A 26,970-nucleotide genomic window follows, 5' to 3' on the forward strand; every position below is an offset into this window, starting at 1 on the left:
CCTCTCGCGCTCAGTCGAAGATGTGCTTGAAGCGGCGTTCCGCGAGACGGCTGCAGCCCATCACGATCGCCACGTTAGCGATCAGCAGCAGCACCGCGATGCTCGCGCCGAGCGGCCAGTTGAGCGTGCCGAGGAACTCGTCGTACGCGGCGGTGGCGACCACTTTCAGGCGTCGTCCGCCGATCAGCGCAGGCGTCGCGAAAGCCGATGCCGACAGCGCGAACACGATGATCGATCCCGACAGCACGCCCGGCATGATCTGCGGCAGCACCACGCGGCGGAACACCGCGAAAGACGAGCCGCCGAGCGAGCGGCCGGCCCATTCGACCTGACTGTCGAGCTTCTGCATGTTCGCCCACACGGACATCACCATGAACGGCACCAGCACATGTGTCAGGGCGATGATCATGCCGGTCATCGTGAAGACGAGGCGGATCGGTTCGTCCGTGATGTGCAGCGCCTGCAACACGTTGTTGAGCACGCCGCTGTTGCCGAGCAGAATCTGCCAGCCGAGCGTGCGCACGACGACGGAGATCAGAAGCGGGCCAAGCACGATGAGCAGGCACAGCGACTGCCACGGCCGCCTCATGCGCGCAAGCACGATAGTCTCCGGCACGCCGAGCACGATCGACAGCAACGTGACGGCGAATGCGAGGCCGGCGGTGCGCAGGAAGATCGTCCCATAGTACGGATCGCTAACGACTTCCCAGTAATTCGACAGCGTGAAGCCGCTCTGGACGCCGGCGGTATCGCTGAACACGCGAAACGAGAGCATCAGCGTGAGCAGCAGGGGCACCAGCAGCAGGCCGATGAAGAGCAGCAGCGCGGGACCGGACAGCAGCCAGGGCGCGGCGCCCGGACGGGCGTCGTCAAGCGTGGCCATGAGCGCCTCCGGCCGTGTCTTGCGTGAGCACGCGCAAGTCGTCGTCGGTCCAGTCGAGACCGACTTCATCGCCTTCCTCGGGCGGCGGCGCGCCGTGATTCGGCTGCGCGACACGCAGCTTGCCGAGGTGCGTCTCCACTTCGAGCAGCCATTGATTGCCGACGAACACTCGCGTCGCGATGCGTCCGCGCACGCGGGCATCGCCATTGGCGAGATGCAGTTTTTCGGGGCGGATGTAGACGTTCACCGCGCCATCGACATGACGGCCTTCGTGCGGAACGTGCAGCGTCGCGCCCGCAACCGATACTTCCGCGCAACGCGGATTGCGCCGCAGCACTTCGCCGGCGAACGCGTTGGTGCGGCCGAGAAACGTCGATGCGAACGGCGTCGCGGGGCGTTCGTAGGCGTCGTAGGGCGTGCTCAGTTGCGCGATGGTGCCGCGATGCATCACCGCGATGCGATCGCTCATGGTCATCGCTTCGACCTGATCGTGCGTGACGAGGATCGTCGTGATGCCGAGGCGCTTCTGGATACCGCGCAACTCGATATGCATCTCTTCGCGCAGCTTCGCGTCGAGGTTCGACATCGGCTCGTCGAGCAGCAGCAGCTCCGGCTCCATCGCAATCGCGCGGGCAATGGCCACGCGCTGCCGCTGACCGCCCGACAGTTCCTTCGGATAGCGATGCCCCAGGCCGTTGAGGCGCACGAGCGCGAGCGCCTCGGCCACGCGGGCTTCACGCTCCTTGCGCTTGACCTTGCGCATCTCGAGTCCGAAGCCGACGTTGCCCGCCACCGTCATGTGCGGAAAGAGCGCATAGCTCTGAAACACGACGCCGATGCCGCGCTTCTCCGGACGCTCGTGCGTGATGTCGCGGCCATCGAGCAGAATGCGGCCCGTGGTCGGCGTCACGAAGCCCGCCACCATTTGCAGCGTCGTCGTCTTGCCGCAGCCCGAAGGCCCGAGCAGCGACAACAGTTCGCCGCGTTCGACAGAAAGATCGAGCTGCTCGATCGCGGTGAAATCGCCGTAGCGTTTCGAAATGCCCTGCAAAGTCAGGAAGGCCATGCGCCTTGCTCCTTCATCGAGTCACGTGCACGAGGCGGGCGGGGAATCAGCGTTCGACCGAACGATTCCAGCGCTCCGTCCATTCCGTGCGATGCTGGTTGATGCTCGTCCAGTCCATCGCGGTCAGCTTGGCGATCTGCTCGGGACCGTAAGGCACGCGCGCCGCGATCTCCGGCGTGAGTTTGACCGTCTTGTTGACCGGACCGAGGCCGATGGCTTGCGCCTGCATCGTCTGCACTTCCGGGGTCAGCAGGTATTGCACGAATTGCTGCGACAGTTGCGGCTGCGCGTTTTCGGCTAGCGTGCATGCGGCCACTTGCAACGCGACCGCGCCTTCCTTCGGGTAGATGAACTTGAGCGGAAAGCCCGTGTTTTGCAGGGCCACCGCGCGGCCGCTGCCATACGGCGCCAGGATCACGTCGCCCGATTGCATGTGGCCGTCCATTTCGCCGGGCGTCGGGGCCCACGAAAGCACGTTCGGCGCGACTTGCTTCGTCATCGCGCTGAAGCCGGGATCGATGTTCTTTTCGCCGCCGCCGTTCATGCGCGCGAGCATCACGAGGGTATGCAGGCCATACGTGTTCGTGATCGGCGGCACGCCCAGCTTGCCCTTGATGCGCGCGTCCGACAGCACCTTCCACGAATCGGGCGGCGGCAGGCCCGCCTTCTTGAACGCTTCCTCGTTGTAGCCGATGCCCGTCGCCACCATGCCGACGCCGACCGCCGTCGGACCGAGCTTCGCGAGCGGATAAAGATCGTTCATCACGGGCGCGTCTTCGACCTTCGCGCACAGGCCGAGCTGCATCGCCTGATACATGGGGCCGTCGTCCATCACCGCGACGTTGATTTGCTGATGCCCTTTCTGCGCCTGCAGCTTCGCGAGCGTATCGCTCGAATTGCCCGCGACGTAGACGATCTTCACGTTATGCGCCTTCTCGAACGGCGGTATCACCTTCTGCCGATACAACTGCTCGTTCGAGCCGCCGACGTTCGCCACGTAGAGCGTGGTTTCGGCGTGTGCGAGAAGCGGGGCAGCCAGCGAAAGCGCCGCGATGGCGGTGCGGGCAGGGGCGGAAAGACGGCGATGCAGCGCTCTTTTCATGACGACGATCTCCAGTACCGGGATGTGTGGGGGACTTTGCAGCTTGTCGTTGAGATGCAGTGTCGCGCCGGCGTGTCATATCGTCCAATACGAATAAAATACCTATCCATGCAGGAATGATATGGACCATGGTTGCTCCGATGAGGGAAAACGCGCATGAATCTGAAGCACATCGAGGCCTTTCGCGCGGTGATGGTCTCGGGATCAATGACCGCCGCAGCCAAGGCGCTGTTCACGTCGCAGCCGAACGTGAGCCGGCTGATTTCGCAGCTTGAACGCGATACGGGCCTGCAGCTCTTTCAGCGCAGCGGCGTGCGTCTGATACCGACGAGCGAAGGCACGGCTTTCTTTCGCGAAGTCGAGCGCGCGTTCGTGGGCCTGCAAGGGCTCGCCAATGCTGCCGCGCAAATACGCAATCTGGGCAGCGGGCGTCTGCGCATTGCGGCGATGCCATCCGCGGGCATGACGCTCGTGCCGCACGCGATCAAACGATTCGTCGCGCAGTTTCCGGAAGTCACGGTGTCGCTGCACGTGAATACGTCGGGCACCGTCAATCACTGGACGGCTTCGCAGTTCTGCGATCTTGGCGTCGCGGTCTATGTCAGCGAGGCGTCCGATTGCGAGGTCGAGCAGTTATCGAGTGTCGCAGCCGTCTGTGTGATGCCGGCGTCGCATCGGCTCGCGGCGAAGCGCAGCATCAAGCCAGAAGATCTCGAAGGCGAATCGTTCATATCGCTCTGTCATGGCGACGGCACGCGCGCATTGATGGACGAGGTATTCCAGCGCGCCGGCGTCGAACGCGTGCTCGCGATCGAAGCGCAGTACACCGCCATAAGCTGCGAAATGGTCAGGCATGGCATGGGCGTGACGCTCGCGCATCCGATCGTCGCGCGGGACTTCGCGGGTCCGGAGATTGTCATTCGTCCGTTTCTTCCGGCCACGCTTTTCCCGACATATCTGCTGTTTCCGCCGCATCGGCCGCGCGAGCGGCTTACTTCGGCGTTCGTCGAAATCCTGCGCGAGTTGCATTACGAGTTGCTCGCAGAAGTGGCGCCGCCTCGGCGCGGCGCGCGGGCATCGCGTTGAACCTGGCGCGTGATGTCTCGTGGGCGAATGCGATGCCCGCCATCGACAACATGGCATGCGCACAGTCATCGATTCTGCGCAGATAGCGCGTCCGGGCATTGATCTGGATCAACGCTTGTGCGCGTCATCGCGGGAACACTGGAAGCGTAAGTCACGGCGCATGCCGTTCGCTTGTCATGGTCCAGCGAGGGCTCGCCATCATGGACATCACGTTCTCCACCGCCGCGCCCGTCTATCACGGCGACGAGCCCGCGCTCGTGTTCGGCGCCGTCGCGGGCGGCGAGCGGGTTCAATGCACGATATCGGCGGAAGCCCTGAGGGACCATCTCGGTGCGGCGTCGTCGCGGGAAGACGACTTGCGGCGAGCGTTCGATAACCATCGCGCCGCGATCGAAAGGGCCGCGGAACAACTGCTGACCAGCGTCGCACGCAAGCCGGTGATGCTTCGCAGCGGCTATTTCCGGTTCAGCGAGAACCTTCCGGCGAGCGTTCATACCCATCGACAGATGGATTCAACGGGTCACGACGCGCCGTCGCCACCCGAACCTGCGTTGCCAGAGCAGACGCCTTCCGCGGACCAGCTGCGCGCCGAACGCGATACGCACGGAGCCGGATGATGCATGCGATGCGCTTCGACGGCAGTTCGCCGACGCTCTGCGCCGTCGAGCTGGATGATCCCGTCGCCGGTCCGGGGCAACTGCTGATCGACGTCGCGGCGTGCGGCGTCTGCAGGACCGATCTTCATGTCGTCGATGGCGAACTCGCGCATCCGAAGCGGCCCGTGATACCGGGCCACGAAGTCGTCGGGCGCGTGGCTGCGATCGGCGCGGGCGTGGAGGGCTTCGCGACAGGCGAGCGCGTCGGCGTGCCGTGGCTCGGCCACACATGCGGACGATGCCGCTATTGCACGAGCGGTCGCGAGAATCTGTGCGATGCGCCCGGCTTCACCGGCTATACGCTCGATGGCGGCTATGCCACGCGCATGACCGCCGATAGCCGGTTCTGCCTGCATCTTCCGTCGCGCTACCCGGACTTCGACGCCGCGCCGCTGCTGTGTGCCGGACTCATCGGCTACAGGGCGCTGAAGATGGCGGGCGACGCGAAGCGCATCGGCATTTATGGGTTTGGCGCGGCGGCGCATATCGTCGCGCAGGTCGCGCGGCACGAGGGGCGCACGGTCTATGCGTTCACGCGTCCCGGCGATGCGGCCGCGCAGGCGCTGGCCTTGCAGCTGGGCGCGAGTTGGGCCGGCAGCAGCGGCGAACCACCGCCCGACGAGCTCGATGCGGCGCTGATCTTCGCGCCCGCCGGTGCGCTCGTGCCGGCCGCGCTCGGAGCGGTCGCGAAGGGCGGTGTCGTCGTGTGCGGCGGCATTCATATGAGCGACATTCCCGCGTTCCCGTATGCGCTGTTATGGGGCGAGCGGCGGATCGTGTCCGTGGCGAACCTGACGCGCGCGGACGGCGCGGAGTTCATGGCGCGTGCGGAAGGCATCGTGCTTCGTCTGCGGACACGCGTCTACGCGCTCGACGATGCGAACGACGCGCTCTCCGATCTGCGCGCGGGCCGCGTCTCCGGTGCGGCGGTGTTGCGCATGGACGGTTGATGCTTCGCATCTCATCCGCAATTGACGCCTGTCAACGCCGGGCATTGCGCGAGGCGTATCGTAAATAGCGAAGCCGGCATCGTTTCGATCAACTGACTATTTCTCGCTACCGGAGCCCGTCATGCAAGCACGCGATGTAATGACCTCGACCGTCCTTTCCGTCACGCCCGGCACGACGGTTCATGAGCTGGCGCAATTGCTGGTCAAGCACCGCATCAGCGGCGCGCCGGTCGTCGATGAAGACCGGCACGTGATCGGCATGGTCAGCGAAGGCGACCTGCTTCATCGCAGCGAGACGGACACCGAGAAGCGGCAAGGCAGGCGTTCGTGGTGGCTGGATCTGATCGGCTCCGATGGCGCAGCGGACTACGTGAAGTCGCATGCGCGCACGGTCGGCGAAATCATGAGCCGCGATGTGGTGTGCGTGCAGGAGGATACGTCGCTTGCCGAGATTGCCTCGGTGCTGGAAACGCGGCATATCAAGCGGGTGCCGGTGCTGCGGGAGCACAGGCTCGTCGGCATCGTGAGCCGCTCGAATCTCGTGCAGGCGCTGGCGTCGGCGACGGTGGCGAAGGGCGCGACGGACACCCCGGCAGCCGACAAGGACATTCGCGCGATGCTGATGGGCGAGGTCGCGGGGCGTGGATGGGCGTTTCCGGGGCGCAATATCGTCGTGCAGGATGGCGTCGTGCACTTGTGGGGCGCGGTGTGGTCGACGGATCAAGTCGACGCAATGCGGATCGCGGCCGAGAATATCCCCGGCGTGGAGCGCGTGGAGGATCATACGGTTGCCTATCCGATGATGCCGGGGGTTTGAGCGGATTCGGGCACTCGTTTGCGTCGCGCCACCCCACCATCAACGTCGCGCTCCGCAGCCGCAATCGGCGTAGTCCGGTTAGACAGGCGTTCACCGCGCCTCTACTTCGCCGAACTCCCGATATTCCGTCTAACCACCGCAAAGCTCAGCGCGATGGACCCAGTCGAAGGCCGGTCCTGCGCCGGTGCCTCTTCAACCTGAATGCGCCTGACGCGTGCCGGGGGCTTCGACGGAGTGCGCGCATCGGGCGCACTCACACTCGGCGGAGACTTTTCAGAAGACATATGACGCTACCTCGATCGAAAGTTCAGGTAGCCATTGAACGTTGCGGCGTCCGATTTGTAAAATGAATGATTTGCGGCGTTCAATCACCAAATCGAATGGAAATCAGACTGCTCAGAACCTTTCTCGCGGTCGAGGAACTGCGCCATTTCAGCCGCGCCGCCGACGCCTTGCATATGAGCCAGCCGGCGCTCAGCAAGCAGATCGGCGTGCTCGAGGCGAGCATCGGCGGCAAGCTGTTCGAGCGAGGAAGGCATGGCGCGGAACTCACCTTGTTTGGCGAGCGCTTCCTGCCCGACGCACAGACGCTGGTCCGCGACGCCGACGACGTACTCGCGCGTGCGCGCGACGCGAGCAGTGGCCGGACGGGGCATCTGCGCATCGGCATCTGCCTGTCCGTGCTGACGCTCGTGCCGAAGATCATCGCGGATTTCCGGCGCGCGAATCCGGGCGTGGTCATTACTTTGAGCGATCTGTCGTCGGCCGAGCAGGAGCGGCGGCTTCTCGCGGGCAAGCTGGACGCCGGCTTCCTGCGCTTGCCGGCGGGCGCGGGACTGGCGTCGTTCAAGGTCGTCGATGAAGGCCTCGCACTGGCGATGCCGCCGCACAGCCAGTACAAGCGCCTCCCGTCAGACCTTGCGGTGCTGAACGACATCGGGTTCATCGCGCTGTCGCGCGCACGCGGGCCGGGTCTCGCCGCTCAGATCGACCGGTGGTGCGGCGCGCGGCGCTTCGTGCCGAACATCACGCAGCATGCGGAAGACGTGCAGTCCGTGCTGACGTCGGTCGCGGCGTGCGTCGGCGTCGCGTTTATTCCGTCGCGTGCGCAATATCTGTTGCGCGATGCAACCGTTCTGCCGTTGCCAGGCAGGGACGCGAGATGGCGCGTCGGGCTGGCGTGGGCATCGGCGCGGGAAAATCCGGTGACGGCGCGATTCGTATCGCATGTGCGCGCGGCGCTGTCGCGTGGATGAGGCAAGGCACGTTCTTTGCGCCCGTCATCATCGACCAAGCACCCGCAAGGAGAACCGCGCAATGAACGAGAAAGACACCGAACGCGACGACGCTCAAAGCAACGCGCCCAGCGACAACCCGAAGGCATCGCCTACTTCGAATGCGGAGAAAGACCCCGACGACTGGGTAACGGGCGACGAGCCGATGACCGGCGCACAGGCGTCGTATCTGAAGACGTTATCGGAAGAGGCGAAGGAGCCGTTCGATCCGTCGCTGACGAAGGCGGACGCTTCGCGCAGGATCGAAGAACTGCAGGAAAAGACAGGCCGCGGACAAAAGTCTTGAGCCGGCGATGAACCGCCGCCCGTGACGGCGGCGGCATCGCGAAGACACTCAGAACTTGTAGCCGACCGAGAGGAACGTCACGACCGGATCGAGCTTGATCTTCGATTCGCTCTTGACCGTGCCCACCGCCGATTGCGTCTCCATCGTCGCACGGGTCTTGAGCCACATGTACGACACCGAGAACGCGGCCGACCAGTGCTCGTTGAAGTTGTACGACAGACCGGCGTTGACGACAGGCGCGAACGAACTGCTGAGCTTGACGGTCGTCGGTCCGGTCAGCGCGTTGCCGAACTGGCTCGAATAGAGGAAGGCGCCGCTCGACATCGCGCCGTTCAACTTCTCGCCCGAGAACCACACGTACGATGCGCCCGCGCCCAGGTAAGGGCGGAAGCGGCTTTGCGCGCCGCCGAAGTAATACTTCAGGAGCAGCGTCGGGCTCCATTCGCGCGCCGAGCCGAGCTTGCCGAACGGAGCCAGCGTGCCGGTGCCGTACAGATCGAACTTCGGCGGCACGCCCATCACGCCTTCAGCGGCGATGTGATCGGTGATGAAGTACGTCGCCGTGAGACCGAACGTGTCGGCATCGCTCACGGATGCGCCCGCACCCGGCGCCGTCGTCGTCTGTCCCAACGCGGTGATCTTGAACGGGCCGCTCGATTCCTGCGGTGCGAAATGCATCCACCCGGCGTTCACGACGACACTTCCCGCCGCCTGTGCGTGAGCGCCCGTGACACACAGGGCCGCTGCGGCAGCACACGCAAATTGCTTCTTTTTCATCTCTTGTCCAGATTGGTTCCAGTTTGCCGGGCAGAGCGTATCCACTCCGCACACGACATCGCGTGTACGGATGCGGATAACGCTCTTGATACAGCGGGAAGCCGTCTGCTACAGGCAGCAGTCGAGGCTCATCTTGAAGTACTCATAGCTCATCTCGATGCTGCGCTTCACCGTATGCACCTCGTCGACACCCGGCGCATTGCCGAGCAACGTGGCCACGATTTCCAGCGCTTCCCACGGATGCGCGTCGTCGTAATGCGCATGCAGGCTGAGCCAGCGCATCGCCTTGCGGCGGATCGATACCGGGAAGCTGTTCGCATACGTGTCGCTGCTGCAAACGAGCGTCGCCCATTCGCCGGTCACGCCTTCGATCGCGAAGTTCGTCGCCGCGATGCTGGCCGCGAGCGCGTCCGTGCTACTGCTCTTCCAGCACCAGTGACTAAGCGCATACGCGAGCGTCGGGCCATTGGCCTTCATCAGCGCGCGCTTGCTGACGTCGTGTGCAGCGGCCCAGTCGACCCAGTAATCCGCGTGGTTCTGCTCGACGCGGATATTACGCGTCAGATAACGCCGTGCGAGGTCTTCGCCGCGCGAGTGGCCGTAGCGCACCTTTTGCAGGTTCATCGCCATGTATTGCGGAAACTGCTCGACGACCGGCCATCCGTTGACGAGGAACGCCTCTGCCTGACGCGCTTCCAGCTTCGCCTCGCGCATTGCCGCGAAAATCGGATGCCTGACGACGCCTTGTTTCGCTTCGTTCGTCTCGGCCAAAACGTCGCCAAGCCATGCCGGGTAGCTGGCGATATCCTTCAGATCGCCAACCCGCTGAAAAGTCGGATCCAAAACGTACTCTCCTGTTAGATGTTGATAGGTTCGACGTGCTGCGCCCAGGGTTCGGGACGCCCGACATGGAAGCCTTGTACGAAATCGACGCCCATCTCCCGAAGCGCGCGAAGAATCGCCTCGCTTTCCACGTATTCCGCGATGGTCAGACGGCCCATCGAATGACCGATGTCGTTAATTGCCGCCACCATGTCTCGGTTAACGGCATCTTTAAGCATGTCCTTGATGAATCCGCCGTCGATCTTGATGTAGTCGACCGGCAAGTGCTTCAGATAGCCGAACGACGACATGCCCGCGCCGAAGTCGTCGAGCGCGAACTTGCAGCCGCGTTTTTTCAGTTCGCGGATGAAGCGCGCGGCGGCGGCGAGATTGGCGACAGCGGTGGTTTCGGTGACTTCGAAGCAGATCGACGATGGCGCGACACCGCTGACCGCGAACTGCTCGTTCAGGAACTGGAGGAAGCGTTCGTCGCCGATGGATGCGCCCGAGAGGTTGATCGCGTATTCCATCCGTTCTCTTTGCGGCATCTGCGATAGCGTGGAAAACACCGCGCGCACGACCCACCGGTCGATGGCCGACATCAGGCCATAACGCTCCGCTGCCGGCATGAAAAGCCCCGGCGGCACGATATCGCCGCGTTCGCCCACCATGCGCAGGAGAATTTCCGCATGGCGCGGGTATGCGATGCCGCTGGGATCGCCCGCCTCCAGATCGGTCGCGCGAATCTCCTGCATGTAGAGGCAGAAGCGGTCGTTGGCGAGCGCGTCCTTGATGCGTCCGCACCACGACATTTCGCTCGCGTGGCGCGTGAGTTCCTTGTCGCCGGGCACCGCGAGATGCACGCGATCGCGGCCGCGCTCCTTCGCGAGATAGCACGCGATATCGCCATAACGCATGGCGGTCTCGACATCGAGTCCGCTTTGCCGAAGATCGACCACGCCGATGCTCACGCTCGTCGACAGGCGATGCGTCTCCCACGACCATTCGAACGCGGCGACGTCCTTTCGCAGGCGCTCGGCGATCTGCATCGCGGTCTGCTTGTCGCAGTTGCAGAGCAGCGCGCCGAACTCGTCGCCGCCGAGACGGCCGAGCACGTCGTCTTCGCGCAGACATTCTTCGATGAACAACGCGACTTCGCGCAGCATGGCGTCGCCAGCGGCGTGACCGTAGGTATCGTTGACGACCTTGAACTGGTCGAGGTCCAGCATCATCAGCATTTGCGCGCGATGCGACGGATCGATGTCCGATTCGCGATCGAGCGCGTTGCTGAGACGCCGCTCGAATTCGGTGCGGTTGAGCAGGCCCGTCAGGCCATCGTGCGTCGCCTGCCAGGCGAGGTTCGACACGTACTCGCGCTCGCGCGTCATGTTCCGCAGGAGGAGCACGACGCCCGTCAGCACATCCGACTGATCGCGCACGACGGACGTGATGGCCTGCACGACGATATCCACGCCCATCGCGTTCGTCAGAATCAGGTCGCCGCTGACGTCTTCGGGCTCCGCTTCCTTCAGCGCCTCGTCGATCACGTCGACGGGCCGGCGGTCCCATTCGCGCGCCACCGTCACGAGCGCGCCGAGCGGCCGGTTCACGCACGCCGCCGCTTCCCGGCAGAAGAGCTTTTCCGCAGCCGGATTGATGAACTCGACAAGTCCGGACGGACCGACCGAAATCACCGCCTCGCCGATCGAGCCGAGCGTCGCCTTGGCGCGCGCTTCGCTTCGGCGCAGCGCGTTCTCCGTCGCGAGCCGCGCGGTGATGAAGCGCCGCGCGTACCAACCGGACAGGCAGACAAGCAGCACGGCGATCACGACGTTGACCGTGAACAGCAGCATTGCGGTTTGGCGGAACGCGGAGCCGAGCACGTCGGCGAAGGCGCGCGAGATCGGGGCGATCGCGCCGTTGATGTTCCAGACTTCGTCGGTGAGATGGTCGACGTCGGCGCGCCCGGCGTCCCCGCGTTTCATGGCGGCGCGCAACTGGCGGCCCGCATCGGCGAGTTGGTCGACGAGCAGGTCGCCGGCCGTCCAGTACGCCACGGCTTCCTGAAAATAGCTTGCGCGGCGGAACGTGCGATAGACCCAGATGACCGCGCCGACATCGGCCGGAAACACGCCGCTCGCCAGCAGGGCGGCGCGCGCTTCGGGCACATCGGGATCGGGGCGGTCGAGCGCGAGACGGGCGCGTTTGAGATTCTGCGGATAGGCGATCGCGCTCTGGTATTCCGAGAACGCTTGTTCATCGCCGGTCTGTGCGTAGCGGACGAGATAGAACACTGCGTCCTTTTGCCCCTTCGACCAGGTACTTTCCCCGCCGATATAAGCACGCACCGACGACATGATCGCCAGGCTCGTAGCCGCCATCGCCAATAGGGAGATGACGACTGCCAGGAATGGCCAGATTGTGTTGAACAACTGCCGATTCGTCGTTTTAGAGGCAACGCGCATGTTTTCCTTTCTTATTCGCTCTTAAACGACGGAACGATGCGACTGCAAAGCCAGGGTCGGGGAAGAGGTATCGACGGCTAAAGCCGGATAAGCCTCCTTCCACCGATAACGGCAGTTGCAGCGGCGACTGAAGGCGTTGCCTGCGCGGGCAAACGTTTGGCGCGTTGAATCTTAATTATCGGAATGGGAGGCCGATAATGTTCTGCGAGGGAAAAAATGCAAGGCGGGAAAAGGTGAGTGTCGACGTTACCGAACGGCACGTCGAAGGCACAGCGCGGGCGATTTAGCCTCGCGCGTCGATCCAGTCCTCCGCCCATCGCTGCGAATAAGCAATGGCGTCGGCTTCTTTCGAGAAGTAGTCGAGCGAATAAAACTGATAGGCCGGGTCGCCGCAATTTGTGTCGGCGCGCTCGAGCAGCAAGTTAGCGGAAAAGCCGTTGTCGCCGAGACGATGTGCGAAGGGATGCACCGCATAACCGCGGTAATGTTGATTTGATGTCATTTTAATTTTGTAGGTAAATGCCTTCCGTCAAAGTACGGAAAGTCTTGAAATGCCGCGCCTGAGAGACGCTTGGGGGAATGGGCCTGAGAACGTCTTGGCCGGAGGAACGCGGAGGGGAGTAAAGCGGACCAGCAAGAAATCGGGAGCCGATTATTCAGCTCCCGATGTGCAGCAAACTTACACCGGCTTGATGTTCGAAGCTTGCATGCCCTTCGGGCCGCGCTTCGTTTCGAAGCTCACCTTCTGGCCTTCTGCGAGCGTCTTGAAGCCGTCCGCGCGAATTTCCGAGAAGTGGGCGAAAAGATCGTCGCCGCCGTTATCCGGCGTGATGAAGCCAAAACCCTTGGTGTCGTTGAACCATTTAACCGTACCGGTATCCATGAGAATCCTGAAATGAATAAGTGTGATCGCTCAGTGAGCAGGGCGAAGCAGCAAGGAGGGAGTGGACAACGAATACCGGGGGGAATCGGACTATTGATGAACAGCAATCGACTTCTTGAACTTCACAGTGGATTATGCCGAACTCTATCGGACCGGTCAACAATTTTTTGAATAAGCTCGCGTTCAGCGGCCCGCACGTGACGAACCGCTGAACGCTGCCGCGATTAGAGCGGCGTCTTCTTCACCGGAGGAACGTCGGCGGTGCCTTCAACGCCGGTGGTCCGCTCCACTTCCACTTCGGTGCCGCGCACGGTGTCCGTGATGGTTTCCGTGCGGTTCGACGCTTCCTTGCCGACGACCACTTCCTCGACGACGCGTGCCGTCTTCGCCACGACCGGCTGCTCCGCTGTTTCGCGGATCTCGACGAAGCCTTCCTTCAGATCGGCGGCCGTCGCGGGACGGTCGACAGCACGGCGCTCGATGCTCGCGTGTTCTTCACGAAGGTTCACCGACTCGCTGACGGGCGTTTCGGTCACACGCGAGTAGACACGCACGCCGCCGGTCTGCACTTCGCGCTTGCCGACTTCGAGCGACTCCTGAACCACCGGGAACGCCTTGCGTTCAGCGGCGATTTCGTCGGCGGTATAGGCGGGGGCGCTGCTGTCGTAGGCGGTATAGCCGGTGTTGCGCCATTGGGCGACGCGCGCGTCGATATCGATTGCGCCCGCTGCATAGAGCGCATCGCGCACGCGCTCGCTATCCGACTCGTTCACGATATCGACGGCCAGCAACGCGCCGCCGCGGCGAACCGCTTCCTGATAGTGACCGATCTCTTCCGGCCGGTCGTTATCGCCGAACAGGTTCTTGAAGAAGTGCTCGATACGCGACATCGCGCCTTCGTGATAGCCGGTGTCGGACGTGCCGGCGGTGACATTGCGCGTGGTCAGATCGGCGTCAGTCGTGCTCGTCGCGTCCTGCGCGTGCACGCTCATGTCCGATCTGGAGAAGCCTTCCGCTTCGAGGCGGGCTTGGGCAACTTCCGCATCCTGGATGGTGTTGAATACACCGATGATGGTCTGAGTCATTGCATGATCTCCTTAACAATAAAGGCGTACGCAGGCCGAAGTTGAAGCGCGTGCACAGAAAGCGCAACGCGCGTTCCCGCTTGGATCATTCGGCCGTCTGATCGGGCTTCCATTCGCCGTCCGGGCCTTCGCGCCGCTCGACGATCAACTCTTCCGAGTTCAACAGAACCTGCTGCACGACGTCCTGCTGGGTATGTATCGTCCGGATATGCACCTCTTCTTTCAAACTGAGTTGCATGCGAACTACCGGCACGTATTCGTAGACAGGAACGATGAGCGTGTCACCTTCGCGCCGCGGCTCCGCTCGTTCGTCGACAGCTTGGTTCACGGGCACGCGCGTGACTTCTACTTGCTCGGTGGCAAGCCGCATCGACACGGGCTGCATCTCTTCGTGCACGACTTTGCGCACGCGCACGGAGCCGGTCTCGGTCGTACGCACGCCGACGGCGAGTTCTTCCTGCACCGCCGCGAGTCGAACTTCGTCGGAGGAATCCGTCGATGGGGTGACGTGACTGGGCGTTTCGTCCGGGTTCATCGGGTTCTCCGTTGCTTGAGTGTGGGTAACGTCGACGCTCACGCGCGTCCGCCGGCTTGCAAAGGACGGTTGCGCGCGGCTGCGGCGTCGCGCGTGGTCGCCGATCCGCCGCCTTCTTCGAACGGCGGCTGATGCCTGAATCCGGCGTTGCCCGAGACAATGGCGATGATCGCGCCGACGATCAGCGCCGCGAACGAGAACCAGCTTGCGCGAGCGACGTTGCGAGCGGCCGTGTCGGCGGCCTGACGCGCGTTCTGCTCGGCTTCGGGACTCGATGCGGCGGACGCCGCCGACGCCAGCGCCGCCTGTACTTGCTGTTTGGCGGAATCGATCATCTGGTTTGCGCCGCCTGATTGATTCGCGGCCGTCGCGCCGACCTGCGCGCTGGTCGCGGCGATGCTGCCAGCCGTGCTGACCGCGCCGGTAATGAGCGACGTCATTCCATAGACGATGAGAAGCGTCATCACGGCCCATGCGAGCAGGCCATGCAGCCATCCGAGCACGGGCGCGCAACGTCCCGCGTAGTAAGACCCGACGAAAACAGCGAGGACCGTAGTGATGATCACCCATACGCCGGAGCCGAAACCGAAGCCGTGCAGCGCATCGGGCCTGGACATCGGAGAGAGCAACGATGCCCCGATCGCCGTGCCGAGCACGCTCATGATGAGGTAGACGACCATCGACAGGATGACGCCCGCGATGATGGAGCCCCACGACAGCCGTGGCAGGCCGTCGCGCGTAGTGAGAAGTTTCATGATGTCCCCCTGACAGGTCACACCTTCCGCATGGCCGCACTTGGCGCTTACACGTCCGGTGATCCACTTTCCGCAAGGGTTGTGCCGCAAACGCGGGACGCGATGCACGTCCCGTCGACGCTCGAAGGGGCGAGCGCCATGGCGAAATTACAAGCCCCTTAAATTACTATGGATGCCGTAGTAAATCGGTGACTAAACCGGAATCATTCCCGCGCAAAGCCAAGCGGCCGATTCCGCAGTGAGCAATGAATTAACGAGGAATGACCGGCTGAGACGCGCTCGACGCGCGCAGTCTCAGCCATGCGCCACGGCACGATGCCGGGCGGCTACGCTCCGCTGTTGTCGCTCAACGCGCTTTCGAGTTGTTCGAGCGTATAGGGCTTGCGCAACGCCTGCCACGAGAAGTCCCGCACGTCTTCCTGCAGGACGTTTTCCCCCGACGCGAATATCACGCGCACGTCCGGGAAGCGTTGAATCCATCGTCGCGCCAGTTCGATGCCCGTCATGTCGGGCAGGTTGATATCGGTGAGAAGGACATCGAATGGGCCTTGCGCCATGGCGTCGAGCGCCGCTTGCGCGTTGCCCGCGCCGACCACCTGATGACCCAGCATGCCGATGAGTTCGCCGACCGCTTCGCGCGTCGCGCCGTCGTCTTCGACGACGAGCACGCGTTTCGCACCCGCCGGGGCGGATTCCGCCGATGGTTTATCAGCAGGCGCGGCGACGACCAGTTCACCCGGTGAGCCCAGCATTTGCCGCAATTTGAAGGCGAGGTCTTCTCGGCTGTAGGGCTTGCTCAACAGTTCGACGCCGGGGTCGAGGCGCCCGCCATGCACGATCGCGTTCTGCGTATAACCCGATGTGAACAGCACGCGCACATGCGGCTGCATCGTGACCGCACGACGCGCCATCTCCGGGCTCTTCAACGTGCCGGGCATCACGACGTCGGTGAAGATGAGATCGACGTGCACGCCGCTGCTCAACACGACGAGCGCCTGATCGGCGTTGTCAGCTTTCAGCACGTGATAGCCCAGCTCGGAGAGCATTTCGATGACCGTCGCCTGCACCTTCTGATCGTCCTCGACGACGAGTACGGTCTCCGTGCCGCCCGTGACCGGTGCGTTGCGCCATCTGACGGGCTCCGCCGCCTCGACGGACGATCGCGGCAGATACACGCGCACCGTGGTTCCGTGCCCGACTTCACTATAGATGCGGATATGCCCGCCGCTTTGCTTGACGAAGCCATACGCCATGCTCAATCCGAGGCCGGTGCCTTCGCCTTCGGGCTTCGTCGTGAAGAACGGATCGAACGCGCGCTCCACCACTTCCGGCGGCATGCCGATGCCCGTATCGGTCACGCCGAGCATCACGTACTGGCCGGGCGGCACGTCGGACAAGCTGCGCACGTAGCGGTCATCGAGCATGGCGTTGGCCAGTTCGAGCGTGAGCTTGCCGCCCTCGGGCATCGCGTCGCGCGCGTTGATGGCGAGATTCAGCAGCACGTTCTCCAACTGATGCAGATCGACGAACGCGTTCCACAGCCCGCCCGATACGACCGTCTCGACCTCGATGGTTTCGCCGAGCGCCCGGCGCAGCAGGTCGTCCATGCCGCGCACCATCGCCGCCAGATTCACCGATACCGGCCGCAACGCCTGGCGACGGCCGAACGCGAGCAACTGCGAGGCGAGCTTGGCCCCGCGCTCCACGGCGTCGATCGCGCTGCTCACGCGGTCCATGCTCCAGCTGTCGTGAAGACAGCGCGTGCGCAGCAGTTCGAGATTGCCGCGCAGCACCTGGAGGACGTTATTGAAGTCGTGCGCGACGCCGCCCGTCAGCTTGCCGATGGCCTCCATCTTTTGCGCCTGCAACAGCGCAGCGCGCGTTTCCTCGAGTAGCTGGTCCGCCTCGCGCCGCTCGGTGACGTCGCGCGTGATCTTCGCGAAGCCGATCAGCGTGCCTTTCTCGTCGCGGATCGCGTCGACGATCACGTGCGCCCAGAAGCGCGTGCCATTGCGCCGCAAACGCCAGCCTTCGGACTCGAAGCGTCCCTCGCGGGCGGCGGTGTCCAGTGCGCGTTGCGGCATCCCGGCGGCGGCGTCTTCCGGCGAATAGAAGCGGGAGAAGTGCGCGCCGATGATCTCGTCGGCGGTATAGCCCTTGATGCGCCGCGCCCCGCTGTTCCAGTTGGTCACGAGGCCCTCGGGCGAGAGCATGAAGATCGAATAGTCGGTCACGCCCTCCACGAGCAGCCTGAAGCGCCGCTCGCTTTCGATGACCGCATCGTGCGCCTTGCGCTTGTCGCTCTCGTCGCGGACGACCTTCACGAAGCCGAGCAGGGAGCCGTCGTGATCGACGAGCGACGTCGTCAGCACGCTTGCCCAGAAGACGGAGCCGTCCTTGCGCTTGCGCCAGCCCTCGGTTTCGAAGCTCCGGTGCTCGCGCGCCTCGCGCAGTTCTATTTCGACGATGCCGTGCTCGCGGGCCTCGTCGGGAAAGAAGATCGAGTAGTGGCGCCCGACGATTTCGTCGGGCGCATAGCCATAAATGGCGCTACCGCCGGGGTTCCATGTGGAAACGAAGCCTTCCGGCGACAGGCAGAAGGCTGCAAGGTTCGTCGTCGATTCGACCCAGATGCGCGCCCAGTCTTGAAGGGCGTGATCGTCGTTCGGATTCTCGCTCTTGCGCATGGCAATTGTCATCGGTTCTTGTACTCGTTGACCCTTCACGCGGCAATTCGCAAAGCATGGACGGGGAGTTGTCGTAACCGGACATTCTAGCGGCTTGTACCCTTCTTCGTGCGAGCGTGCCGCTGGGTCATCGCGCGGCGATGTGCGCGAGCGCGCGTTGGCGGCAAGAAGGAGCCGCGCTAGGCAAGGTGCGGTGCAGCAATTTAGCTCTAAGCCGGACCGCGATCACAGTTCCGGCATGCGCAGGTCGGCCTCGACGATTTCCTTGCCGCGCGCTTGCGCCGCGTTTTTTGCGTCGTCCTTGAGCGTGAACGGGCCGATCTCTTCGGCGCCGTCGAAGGGATAAAGGAGGCGTCCGTCGGTCAGGCGGACGACCTTCAGTGTGCCGACGAACGCGCCGCTGACATGCGGCCGATAAGACGCGTAGATCGCGTAGTCATCGTCTGTGAGGCCGGGTTTGGCCGACACGTTCTTCTTCCAGGGAAACAGGACAAGTTTCGCGCGACGCGAGACCGGTTCTTTCATGGCGATCACATCCCTCGGGGGAAACGGCGCAAAGTTTCAGCACGTAGCGTGCCGAACCTCTCCGCCGCCGATCGCACGATAGAACCGGTCATGGCGATTCCTGCGTTAGTTTTTGAGATCGTCGGGAACCTTGCCGCCGTTCTCCGCGAGCTTCTTCATGACTTCCTTGTGCAGCCAGATGTTCATCGAAGCCGAGTCGTCCGTGTTGCCGGTGTAGTGCAGCTCAATGGCGAGCTCCTTGCGCGCCTGAAGACTGCTGTCGAGGTCGAGCAGCTTCATTAGATCGACGATCGACGTGCGCCAGTTGAGGTTCGCGCCGTTCTGCTGCTGTTTCTGAACAAGGATCGCTTCGACGTCGACTTCGGGCATCGGCGTGACGGGAGGACGCGCCGGTTCGGTGCCGGACGTTGCCGGCGCAGCCGATGGATTGGCCTGCGTCGCCGCCGCCGCGCCGCCTGCCGCGTTCGATGCCGCCGGCGGCGTGGCCGCACCGGATGTCGTCGCGGCCGGATGGTCATGCGGGAAAATCTTGTTCAGGATGGTCGAGAAAATGCTCATTGTGTTCCCTCTGTGATTGAAGCAGCGCGAAGTCCGCGCATTGCAGGTGATGGAAAGACCGTCACTCTTCCTGGCCAACCGCTTTCGATACGGCCGCGGGGCTGTCGTACTCCTGCTCCGGCAGCGCATCGAGCGCGTTGGTCACTTCCTCGCTCGCGCCGTTGCTGCGCGCGGTGTCGAGGAGCGTCTGTTTGTCCGCGGGATAGTCGATTCCCTTGAGCGCCTTTTGCATCTCGATGAACATGTTGTTCGAGCCGCTGGACTCGTCTTTGGCCATCGCGTTTCTCCTTGAGATGATGATTCGAACGGCGCCCGCGCGATGCCGCTCCGCTTACTGGCTCGCGCCGGCGGGTGCGTCGCTGGCGGCGGTCGCAGGGAAGCTCGTTGCCGCGGGCGCCGATGCCATGGGCGCCGATGCCGCGGACGTGTCGCTTGCCGCGCCGCCTGCGCCCGCGCTATCCGAGCCGCGCTTGCAGCCGGCAGTGAGCGACATCGCCGCGACGACTGCACCGAGTACTGCGATGCGGGTGATGGAATTCATGCGCATTTGTCCTTCCTCCGTTATGGCTTTGGACTGCGTTTGGATGCTCACGACGCGTCGCGCCGGTCCCGGAACGGGACGTCCATGAGCGTCGTCTGCACTGAGGTGCCGCTTTCCCACGCGTTCGCACCCGGCACGATGTCGGGCACGGGTATGTCGTAACGCTTGCGCCTGCGGTCTTCCCACGAGACGCCGAGACGCGCATCGCGCGCAGCGAGCATCGACTCATCGAGCTGGCCGTCCTGCGTGAAGCCCATCATCAGTTGCGGCGGGCCATACGGAAAGTCGTCGCGGTCGATCTGCCACGTGTGGAAGGTCTTTCCGTACGTGGAAACGAGATCGTTGAAATACGCGCGCTCCGCCATCTCCGGGATGCCCGGCGCAACGAGAGTGCCCGACTTCACCTCGTAATGATGGCTATGCCACAGGCGCTTCTCTTCCTCGGGCAGCTGCCGGAAGCGCTCTTCCGAAATGATGTATTCGATGCCGATGAGCCGCGCATCCGGCCGGTTCGAATCGAAGATCACGCATTGATGCAGGTCATGTTTCAGATGAATGCAGAAGTGGTGCGCTTCGACCTGACGGCCCATGTCGTCCGCATACATATGGAAGCCGTTGAGCCAGGTGCTCATCGCCGCGAGCGGATACTTCGGCTGCATCACGCCCGATGCCAGATCGAGCAGACGATGCTTCGCCGAGTGACCTTCGCCCGTGCGAGCGAGCGCGCTCACGCGGCGGCCGATCAACAGCCCCGCAGCCGCCGCAAGGCCCGCCACCATGCCCGCGGCAAGCGGCATCAATGAGTCGGATTCGTTCGACAGCACACGCCGGTTCGTCATCCATGCCTCCCTTTCATCAAGCATTCGCTTCGTCAGTCGGGCAGCAATAAGTGTTCCGCCGGGGCGCTCGCGGGCTCTGGATTGCGCGGCACTGCGATTGCTTTGACCATCAGCGTGCGGATTTCCAGACCTCATGGCGCCGCATCCCGTCCTTCCACCTACGTCATCAGGAGCGAATCATGAGCACGTCACCCCAGAACGGCAAACCGGACGCATCGCAGAACGCCGACGACGAAGCGCAAACCGGCAGCGACGAAACCTTCACGACCGATGTCTCCGAGACCGATGACGAAGGCACGACCGTGCGCGAGGCCGAGGTGAGGGCGGACGATCTGTCGGAAGTGAAGCCGGCCGACGGCGACAAGTCCTGAACGCGCGCGAGCGGCTTTCATGCGCGTTCACCACCTCAACTGCATATCGAGTTGTCCGCTCGGCGGCAAGCTGTTCGACGGCCGCACGCCGAGCCTGTTGCGCCGCGGCGAACTCACGTGCCACTGTCTGCTCGTCGAAACGAACGATGGCCTCGTGCTCGTCGATACAGGCTTCGGCCTTCGAGACGTCGCGAATCCGCGGAGCCGTCTGAGCACGTTCTTTCTTTTCATGCTGAAGCCGGACTTCCGCGAGGAAATGACGGCGGTGCGGCAGATCGAGCGCCTGGGCTTCAAGGCGAGCGATGTGCGCCACATCCTGATGAGTCACCTCGACTTCGATCACGCAGGCGGTCTCGACGACTTTCCGCACGCGACCGTTCATATGCTGGAGATCGAGCGCGACTATGCGCTCGCGCAGAAGACGTGGCTCGACCGGCAGCGCTTTCGCCCGCAGCAATGGTCGACGCGCGGCAACTGGACGGTGCATCGCGGAGGCGGCGAGAAGTGGCGCGGCTTGGACTCGGTCCGTCCGCTGCCCGGTTTCGCCGACGACATCGCGCTCGTGCCGCTGCCTGGCCATACGTTCGGGCACGCGGGCATCGCGGTGCGCAAGGACGGCGCCGGATGGCTGCTGCTCGCTGCCGACGCCTACTTCTTCCATACCGAGATGGATTGGGACCGCCCGCGTTGCACGCCGGGCCTCGCGTTCTATCAATGGATGATGGAGAAGGATCGCGCGGCGCGTTTGCAGAATCAGGCGCGTTTGCGCGAGCTATGCCGAAGCGCGGGCTCCGGGTTGACCGTCTTTTGCAGTCACGATCCGTTCGAATTCGAAAAGCTCGCAGGCCGTTCGCCGGGCATTCCTGCCGAGCAGTTGCTGGTCTGCTGAACGCACGGCCTTCTTCATAACGATATGAATCCTCGTTGGTTAGCGGACGAACGTCCGCTCACTAGAATGATGCGCCTGCGCTCTGTGGCGACGCTGGCGATCGCTAATCTGGAAGCTAACGCAATCAATTCGGATTCCATATGAAGCAAGGGCGGCGCGAGGCCATGCGCAAGCTTTCGGCTGGCGCGGCCGGCATGGTCGCCTAAAGCGCGGCAGTCGCTGTCGGCGGACGAAATCCATGCCGTGAGCGAGTGTGTGCGGTCTCTGAACCACATCGTTCGTGAAGATGCCGAACCGCGGTGGCTTCCTCGCGGACCTGCGACCAAGTGCTTTGAAGCGGGCGCTTACAGAGAATCCTTGATTGTTCGCGATTCCCCGCCAGTCAATTCGCTTTGAGCCGCTTTATCCGAACGATCGACCTGTCTACATTTGCGCTTAGCAGATCGGTTCATCCGATGAACCGCCGCAAACAATCTTTGAAAGGAAACGATGATGAGCAAGCTCGCAGGGAAGGTCGCCGTCGTGACGGGAGCATCGAAGGGTATTGGCGCTGCAATCGCCAGAAAGCTCGCAGCGGAAGGCGCTTCGGTCGTGGTGAATTATTCGAGCAGCAAGGCCGGCGCAGATGCGGTCGTGGCCGACATCACCGCAGCGAAGGGACGCGCGATCGCTGTCGGCGGTGATGTGTCGAAAGCGGCGGATGCGCAAGGCATCGTGAATGCCGCCGTGGAGACGTATGGCCGGCTCGATATCGTCGTGAACAACTCGGGCATCTACGAGTTCTCGACGATCGAAGAAATCACCGAAGAGCACTTCCACAAGCAGTTCAATGTGAACGTGCTCGGCGTGTTGCTCGTGACGCAAGCCGCCGCGAAGCATCTCGGCGAAGGCGCGAGCATCATCAACGTGAGTTCGGTCGTAAGCCGTATCACGCCGCCCGCCAGCGCCGTGTATAGCGGCACCAAAGGCGCGGTCGACGCGATCACCGGCGCGCTGGCCCGCGAACTCGGTCCGAAGAAGATCCGCGTGAACTCGATCAACCCCGGCATGGTCGTGACCGAAGGCACGAACACGGCGGGCATCATCGGTTCGGAGATGGATACCGCGATCGTCGGCCAGACGCCGCTAGGCCGCCTGGGTCAGCCGGACGACATCGCATCCGTCGCGGTGTTCCTCGCATCGGACGATGCACGCTGGCTGACCGGCGAAAGCATCATCGCGAGCGGCGGGCTGCGCTGATCGCAAAGACATGCCCGGCCGTCGAAACGCCGGGCAGGCGTTCACGAACGCCAGGCCTCGCCATCCGGATACACATGCCGGTCGAGCGAGGCCGCTTTCATTTCGATGCTATAGCCCGGCTGTTGCGGCGGCATGTACCGGCCGTTGCGGATCACGACGGGATCGACGAAATGCTCGTGCAGATGATCGACGTATTCGAGCACGCGATTGTCGAGCGATCCGGATACGCAGATGTAATCGAACAGCGAGATGTGCTGCACGTACTCGCATAGCCCGACACCGCCCGCGTGCGGACACACCGGCACGCCGAACTTGGCGGCCATCAGCAGCACGATGAGCACTTCGTTCAGCCCGCCGAGACGGCAACTGTCGATCTGACAGAAGTCGATGGCTTCGGCCTGCAACAACTGCTTGAACATCACGCGGTTCTGGCAATGCTCGCCCGTGGCGACGCCGATCGAACCGAGCCTCCGACGTATTGCGGCATGGCCGAGGACATCGTCGGGACTCGTGGGTTCTTCGATCCACCAGGGATCGAACTCCGCGAGACGCCGCATGTTGGCGACGGCTTCATCGACGTCCCATACCTGGTTCGCATCCATCATCAGCTTCGCATCCGGGCCGATCTCTTCGCGAAGAATGCGCGCACGCCGCACGTCTTCTTCCAGATTGCCGCCGACCTTCTGCTTGAAATGCGTCCAGCCCTGCGCGACGCCTTCGCGTGCGAGCCGGCGAATCTTGTCGTCGTCGTAGCCGAGCCATCCCGCCGATGTCGTGTAAGCCGGATAACCGCGATCCAGCATTTCCTTCTCGCGCTCGCCGCGCGTCTTCACATGACGATTCAGTATCGCGATGGCCTCATACGGCGTGATCGCATCGGTCACGTAGCGGAAGTCCAGACACCGCACGAGTTGTTCCGGCGTCATGTCGGCGAGCAGCTTCCACACCGGCTTGCCTTCCGCCTTCGCCCACAAGTCCCACACCGCGTTGACGACTGCCGCGGTCGCAAGATGAATCGCGCCCTTGTCCGGGCCGATCCAGCGCAACTGACTGTCCGATGTGAACGCGCGCCAGAACGCGCCCATGTTCGCGGTGATGTCCTCGAGCGTCTTGCCGACGATGAGCGGCGTCAGCGCATGGACGGCCGCGACGCATATCTCGTTGCCGCGTCCGATGGTGAAGGTGAGGCCGTGTCCCGTCAGCCCGGATGAAGAATCCGTTTCGAGCGTGACGTAGGTGGCGGAATAGTCCGGCGCGGCGTTCATGGCGTCCGAGCCATCGAGCGAGCGCGACGTGGGAAAGCGAATGTCCCGAACGGACAGTTTGGTGATCGTGGTCATCAGGGCGCCCTCCGGGGCGATGGCGATCGACTTCGGTCTGCGGGAAAACACCAATGAGTTTCGATGACGTCATAAGCGTTTAACGACGACTAGGCATTTGCACGCGTTGACAACATCGAATCTGCTTTCTAGCATGCTAGCATCTTCATCGGAAATCAAGCGCCCTGTGAGTACTTCGTCCGATACGAACACTATGAGTACTCCGTATGACGCACTGCACAAGATCGACGGCGGCGCGCAGCGGGGCAGCCTGACCGACGCGGTCGAGGAAGCCTTGCGCGAAGCCATCGTCACGCTGGCGCTGGAACCGGGAATGATGATCGACAAGATCGCGGTCTGCGAGCGCATGGGCGTCTCGCGTTTTCCAGTTTCGGCGGCGCTGGCGCGGCTCGAACACGCGGGTCTCGTCGAAGTCTTGCCGCAGCGCGGCACGCGGGTGAAGCCCATCGCGCTGCGCGACATTCATCAGCATTTGTTTATCCGTAGTGCGCTGGAAGTCGAAACGGTGCGCGGCGTGGCGCTTCATCTCGCGCCCGCCACGCTCGATTCACTGAGCAGCAATCTGGAGCAGCAACGCGCGGCGGTCGCGAATGATCAGCGCCTCGCGTTTCACGCGCTGGACCTCGCATTTCACGAGATTCTTCTCGATGCTATCGCGTTGCCGCGTGTAAAGGAAATCGTCGCGGTATCGCGCAACGCGCTGGATCGTGCGCGGCAGATTCTCGCCAGTCCGGAGCGGCTCGTTCATACGCTCGCGGAACACGAACGCATCTTCGAAGCGATACGAAACGGCGAAGCCGATGCCGCCGCCAAGGCGATGCACGACCATCTCGATCAGGTGGTGGCGGAACTGCATCGCTCTGCCGCAAAGAGGCCGGACCTCTTCGAGCAATAGCAATAGCAAAAGCAAAAGCAATAACAGCAGTGGCAGTGGCAGGTGGATGTTCAGCGGTATCGACGCACAGTATCGAACCTCTTGAAACAGGACTCCATGACTCCGCTCATTTCCGTCAGCAAGCTCAGCAAAAGTTTTCCAGGCGTGCGCGCACTGCATGAAGTTCAGTTCGAACTCATGCCGGGCGAAGTCCATGCGCTCATGGGCGAGAACGGCGCGGGCAAGTCCACGCTGATGAAGATTCTCGCCGGCGTGTACAGCCGCGATTCAGGCGAAATGTCCGTCGACGGCAAGCCCGTCGAATTCACCAGTCCGCGTGAGGCGCAGGCGCTCGGCATCGGCATCATTCATCAGGAACTGCATCTGATGAATCATCTGACCGTCGCGCAGAACATCTTCATCGGCCGCGAGCCGCGCAAGCTGATGGGCCTCCTCCTCGACGAGGACAAGCTCAATCGCGCGGCGCACGACATCCTCGCGCGCATGCACGTCAATCTCGACCCGCGTACGGTGGTCGACACGCTCACGGTCGCGAGCCAGCAGATGGTGGAAATCGCGAAGGCGTTGTCGTTCGATTCGCGCGTGCTCATCATGGACGAGCCGACTTCCGCGCTCAACGATGCCGAGATTGCCGAACTCTTTCGCATCATCCGGCAACTGAAGGAGCGCGGCGTCGGCATCGTCTATATCTCGCACAAGATGGACGAGCTCGAACAGATATCGGATCGCGTGACCGTGCTGCGCGACGGCGAATATGTCGCCACCGTCGGCACGCGCGAGACGAGCGTGGAGACGATCATCGGCATGATGGTGGGCCGCACGCTGACCGATCTGACGTCCTTCCTCGGCGGTTCCGAACAGGGCGATGTCGCGCTCGACGTCAGGCATCTCAACGCGGGACCGCTCGTGCGCGACGTGAGCTTCACGCTTCGCAAGGGCGAGATCCTGGGCTTCGCCGGTCTCATGGGCGCGGGCCGCACCGAGGTGGCGCGCGCGGTGTTCGGGGCCGATCCGATCGAGTCCGGCGAAATCTACGTGAAGGGCGCGAAGGCCAGCATCAGAAGGCCGAGCGATGCGGTGACGCGCGGCATCGGCTATCTGTCGGAGGATCGCAAGCGCTTCGGCCTCGCGACGGGCATGGATGTCGAATCGAACATCGTCATGTCGGACCTCGGCAAATTCCTTTGGGCGGGCATGTTCCTGCGGCGCGGGCGTATACGCAAGTCGGCGTCGCACTTCATCAAGCTGCTGGCGATCAGAACGCCGTCGCCCACGCAACCGGTGCGGCTGCTCTCGGGCGGCAACCAGCAGAAGATCGTCATCGCCAAATGGCTCGAACGCGATTGCGACGTGCTGTTCTTCGACGAACCCACTCGCGGCATCGATGTCGGCGCGAAGAGCGAAATCTATCGGCTGCTGCGCTCGCTCGCGGCACAAGGCAAGGCGATCGTGATGATCTCCTCCGAACTGCCGGAGATTCTGCGCATGAGTGACCGTATCGTCGTGATGTGCGAAGGGCGCATCACCGGCGAACTTTCCGCTAGCGAAGCGACGCAAGAGCGCATCATGCAGCTCGCGACGCGTCGTCCCACCCTGCAAGCGGCATGAGCCGCGAGGACCGAC

29 protein-coding genes are annotated in these 26,970 nt (G+C 63.1%); 11 read left to right on the forward strand and 18 right to left on the reverse strand.

Translation table 11 applies throughout. The features are described from left to right. Positions 1-10 precede the first annotated feature (10 nt). The 3 genes from BG57_RS09285 to BG57_RS09295 are packed head-to-tail and all read right to left on the reverse strand — an operon-like array spanning position 11 to position 3,051. Positions 11-883 (reverse strand): ABC transporter permease, encoded by an 873-nt coding sequence (locus BG57_RS09285; RefSeq protein ID WP_035962511.1) that lies wholly within the window; start codon positions 881-883, stop codon positions 11-13. After that, positions 870-1,949: an ABC transporter ATP-binding protein gene (locus tag BG57_RS09290; RefSeq protein WP_035962512.1), complete on the reverse strand. Its 1,080-nt coding sequence runs from the start codon at positions 1,947-1,949 to the stop codon at positions 870-872. Before BG57_RS09290 ends, BG57_RS09285 begins: the two co-directional genes overlap by 14 nt. A 46-nt stretch (positions 1,950-1,995) precedes the next feature. Beyond that, the gene (locus tag BG57_RS09295; protein ID WP_035962513.1) at positions 1,996-3,051 is read right to left on the reverse strand and encodes an ABC transporter substrate-binding protein; all 1,056 of its coding nucleotides are present in this window, start codon (positions 3,049-3,051) and stop codon (positions 1,996-1,998) included. 156 nt (positions 3,052-3,207) lie between these two features. Here BG57_RS09295 and BG57_RS09300 point away from each other — a divergent pair, with 156 nt between their 5' ends. The 6 genes from BG57_RS09300 (at position 3,208) to BG57_RS09325 (ending at position 8,141) form a co-directional block, all read left to right on the forward strand. Further along, complete coding sequence (locus BG57_RS09300; protein WP_035962514.1) at positions 3,208-4,137, forward strand: LysR substrate-binding domain-containing protein; 930 nt, start codon at positions 3,208-3,210, stop codon at positions 4,135-4,137. Positions 4,138-4,337: 200 nt separating this feature from the next. Continuing rightward, positions 4,338-4,754, forward strand: a complete 417-nt coding sequence (locus tag BG57_RS09305; protein WP_075583107.1) for a DUF1488 family protein — start codon at positions 4,338-4,340, stop codon at positions 4,752-4,754. Then, positions 4,754-5,743, forward strand: coding sequence for a zinc-dependent alcohol dehydrogenase family protein (locus tag BG57_RS09310; protein ID WP_035962727.1), 990 nt, complete (start codon positions 4,754-4,756; stop codon positions 5,741-5,743). Before BG57_RS09305 ends, BG57_RS09310 begins: the two co-directional genes overlap by 1 nt. A gap of 121 nt (positions 5,744-5,864) precedes the next feature. Next, on the forward strand, positions 5,865-6,560 hold the full coding sequence (locus BG57_RS09315; protein WP_035962516.1) for a CBS domain-containing protein: 696 nt from the start codon (positions 5,865-5,867) through the stop codon (positions 6,558-6,560). 380 nt (positions 6,561-6,940) lie between these two features. Beyond that, complete coding sequence (locus tag BG57_RS09320) at positions 6,941-7,816, forward strand: LysR substrate-binding domain-containing protein (protein WP_035962517.1); 876 nt, start codon at positions 6,941-6,943, stop codon at positions 7,814-7,816. A 61-nt stretch (positions 7,817-7,877) separates the two neighbouring features. Next, positions 7,878-8,141, forward strand: a complete 264-nt coding sequence (locus BG57_RS09325; protein WP_035962519.1) for a DUF3072 domain-containing protein — start codon at positions 7,878-7,880, stop codon at positions 8,139-8,141. A 48-nt stretch (positions 8,142-8,189) separates the two neighbouring features. Here BG57_RS09325 and BG57_RS09330 read toward each other — a convergent pair whose 3' ends face one another. The 14 genes from BG57_RS09330 to BG57_RS09395 form a co-directional block, all read right to left on the reverse strand. Further along, on the reverse strand, positions 8,190-8,918 hold the full coding sequence (locus tag BG57_RS09330) for an OmpW/AlkL family protein (protein WP_035962520.1): 729 nt from the start codon (positions 8,916-8,918) through the stop codon (positions 8,190-8,192). Positions 8,919-9,026: 108 nt separating this feature from the next. Continuing rightward, positions 9,027-9,761: an iron-containing redox enzyme family protein gene (locus BG57_RS09335; RefSeq protein WP_035962521.1), complete on the reverse strand. Its 735-nt coding sequence runs from the start codon at positions 9,759-9,761 to the stop codon at positions 9,027-9,029. A gap of 14 nt (positions 9,762-9,775) precedes the next feature. Next, on the reverse strand, positions 9,776-12,172 hold the full coding sequence (locus tag BG57_RS09340) for an EAL domain-containing protein (RefSeq protein WP_160174720.1): 2,397 nt from the start codon (positions 12,170-12,172) through the stop codon (positions 9,776-9,778). Between the two features lie 316 nt (positions 12,173-12,488). Further along, positions 12,489-12,707, reverse strand: coding sequence for a hypothetical protein (locus tag BG57_RS09345; protein ID WP_035962525.1), 219 nt, complete (start codon positions 12,705-12,707; stop codon positions 12,489-12,491). A 177-nt stretch (positions 12,708-12,884) separates the two neighbouring features. Next, entirely contained in the window at positions 12,885-13,088 is a 204-nt protein-coding gene (locus tag BG57_RS09350) for a cold-shock protein (RefSeq protein WP_035962526.1), read from the reverse strand. Positions 13,089-13,312: 224 nt separating this feature from the next. Then, complete coding sequence (locus BG57_RS09355; RefSeq protein WP_035962528.1) at positions 13,313-14,173, reverse strand: YsnF/AvaK domain-containing protein; 861 nt, start codon at positions 14,171-14,173, stop codon at positions 13,313-13,315. Between the two features lie 85 nt (positions 14,174-14,258). Then, positions 14,259-14,708, reverse strand: coding sequence for a DUF2382 domain-containing protein (locus BG57_RS09360; RefSeq protein WP_035962529.1), 450 nt, complete (start codon positions 14,706-14,708; stop codon positions 14,259-14,261). A 38-nt stretch (positions 14,709-14,746) separates the two neighbouring features. After that, positions 14,747-15,463 carry a YrzE family protein gene (locus BG57_RS09365; protein WP_035962530.1) on the reverse strand — a complete coding sequence of 239 codons (717 nt, stop codon included), beginning with the start codon at positions 15,461-15,463 and terminating at the stop codon, positions 14,747-14,749. A gap of 326 nt (positions 15,464-15,789) precedes the next feature. Beyond that, positions 15,790-18,150, reverse strand: coding sequence for a hybrid sensor histidine kinase/response regulator (locus BG57_RS09370; protein WP_035962729.1), 2,361 nt, complete (start codon positions 18,148-18,150; stop codon positions 15,790-15,792). A 225-nt stretch (positions 18,151-18,375) separates the two neighbouring features. Further along, positions 18,376-18,675: a DUF6723 family protein gene (locus tag BG57_RS09375; protein WP_035962731.1), complete on the reverse strand. Its 300-nt coding sequence runs from the start codon at positions 18,673-18,675 to the stop codon at positions 18,376-18,378. A gap of 105 nt (positions 18,676-18,780) precedes the next feature. Continuing rightward, a complete protein-coding gene (locus BG57_RS09380) occupies positions 18,781-19,233 on the reverse strand; it encodes a DUF3597 domain-containing protein (RefSeq protein ID WP_035962532.1) in 453 nt (150 codons plus the stop codon). Positions 19,234-19,294: 61 nt separating this feature from the next. Beyond that, positions 19,295-19,510, reverse strand: coding sequence for a DUF2795 domain-containing protein (locus tag BG57_RS09385; protein WP_035962533.1), 216 nt, complete (start codon positions 19,508-19,510; stop codon positions 19,295-19,297). Positions 19,511-19,564: 54 nt separating this feature from the next. After that, a complete protein-coding gene (locus BG57_RS09390; RefSeq protein WP_152562551.1) occupies positions 19,565-19,774 on the reverse strand; it encodes a hypothetical protein in 210 nt (69 codons plus the stop codon). Between the two features lie 47 nt (positions 19,775-19,821). Then, positions 19,822-20,613: an OBAP family protein gene (locus BG57_RS09395; protein ID WP_052005700.1), complete on the reverse strand. Its 792-nt coding sequence runs from the start codon at positions 20,611-20,613 to the stop codon at positions 19,822-19,824. 179 nt (positions 20,614-20,792) lie between these two features. Between BG57_RS09395 and BG57_RS09400 the strand changes: the two genes are divergently transcribed. From BG57_RS09400 to BG57_RS09410, 3 genes are all read left to right on the forward strand, one after another. Next, positions 20,793-20,984, forward strand: coding sequence for a hypothetical protein (locus BG57_RS09400; protein WP_035962536.1), 192 nt, complete (start codon positions 20,793-20,795; stop codon positions 20,982-20,984). Positions 20,985-21,003: 19 nt separating this feature from the next. After that, on the forward strand, positions 21,004-21,873 hold the full coding sequence (locus BG57_RS09405; RefSeq protein WP_035962537.1) for an MBL fold metallo-hydrolase: 870 nt from the start codon (positions 21,004-21,006) through the stop codon (positions 21,871-21,873). A 492-nt stretch (positions 21,874-22,365) separates the two neighbouring features. Continuing rightward, positions 22,366-23,112, forward strand: coding sequence for a glucose 1-dehydrogenase (locus tag BG57_RS09410; protein WP_035962735.1), 747 nt, complete (start codon positions 22,366-22,368; stop codon positions 23,110-23,112). 41 nt (positions 23,113-23,153) lie between these two features. Here the strand turns inward: BG57_RS09410 and BG57_RS09415 are convergent, their stop codons facing one another. Beyond that, entirely contained in the window at positions 23,154-24,452 is a 1,299-nt protein-coding gene (locus tag BG57_RS09415) for an L-fuconate dehydratase (protein WP_035962538.1), read from the reverse strand. A gap of 133 nt (positions 24,453-24,585) precedes the next feature. Between BG57_RS09415 and BG57_RS09420 the strand changes: the two genes are divergently transcribed. Together BG57_RS09420 and BG57_RS09425 are read left to right on the forward strand one after the other, a co-directional pair. Next, positions 24,586-25,347, forward strand: coding sequence for a GntR family transcriptional regulator (locus tag BG57_RS09420; RefSeq protein ID WP_035962541.1), 762 nt, complete (start codon positions 24,586-24,588; stop codon positions 25,345-25,347). Positions 25,348-25,443: 96 nt separating this feature from the next. Then, the gene (locus BG57_RS09425) at positions 25,444-26,955 is read left to right on the forward strand and encodes a sugar ABC transporter ATP-binding protein (RefSeq protein WP_035962543.1); all 1,512 of its coding nucleotides are present in this window, start codon (positions 25,444-25,446) and stop codon (positions 26,953-26,955) included. Positions 26,956-26,970: the final 15 nt, after the last annotated feature.

It is taken from the genome of Caballeronia grimmiae (genome assembly GCF_000698555.1).
GTDB classification, from domain to species: Bacteria; Pseudomonadota; Gammaproteobacteria; order Burkholderiales; family Burkholderiaceae; genus Caballeronia; species Caballeronia grimmiae.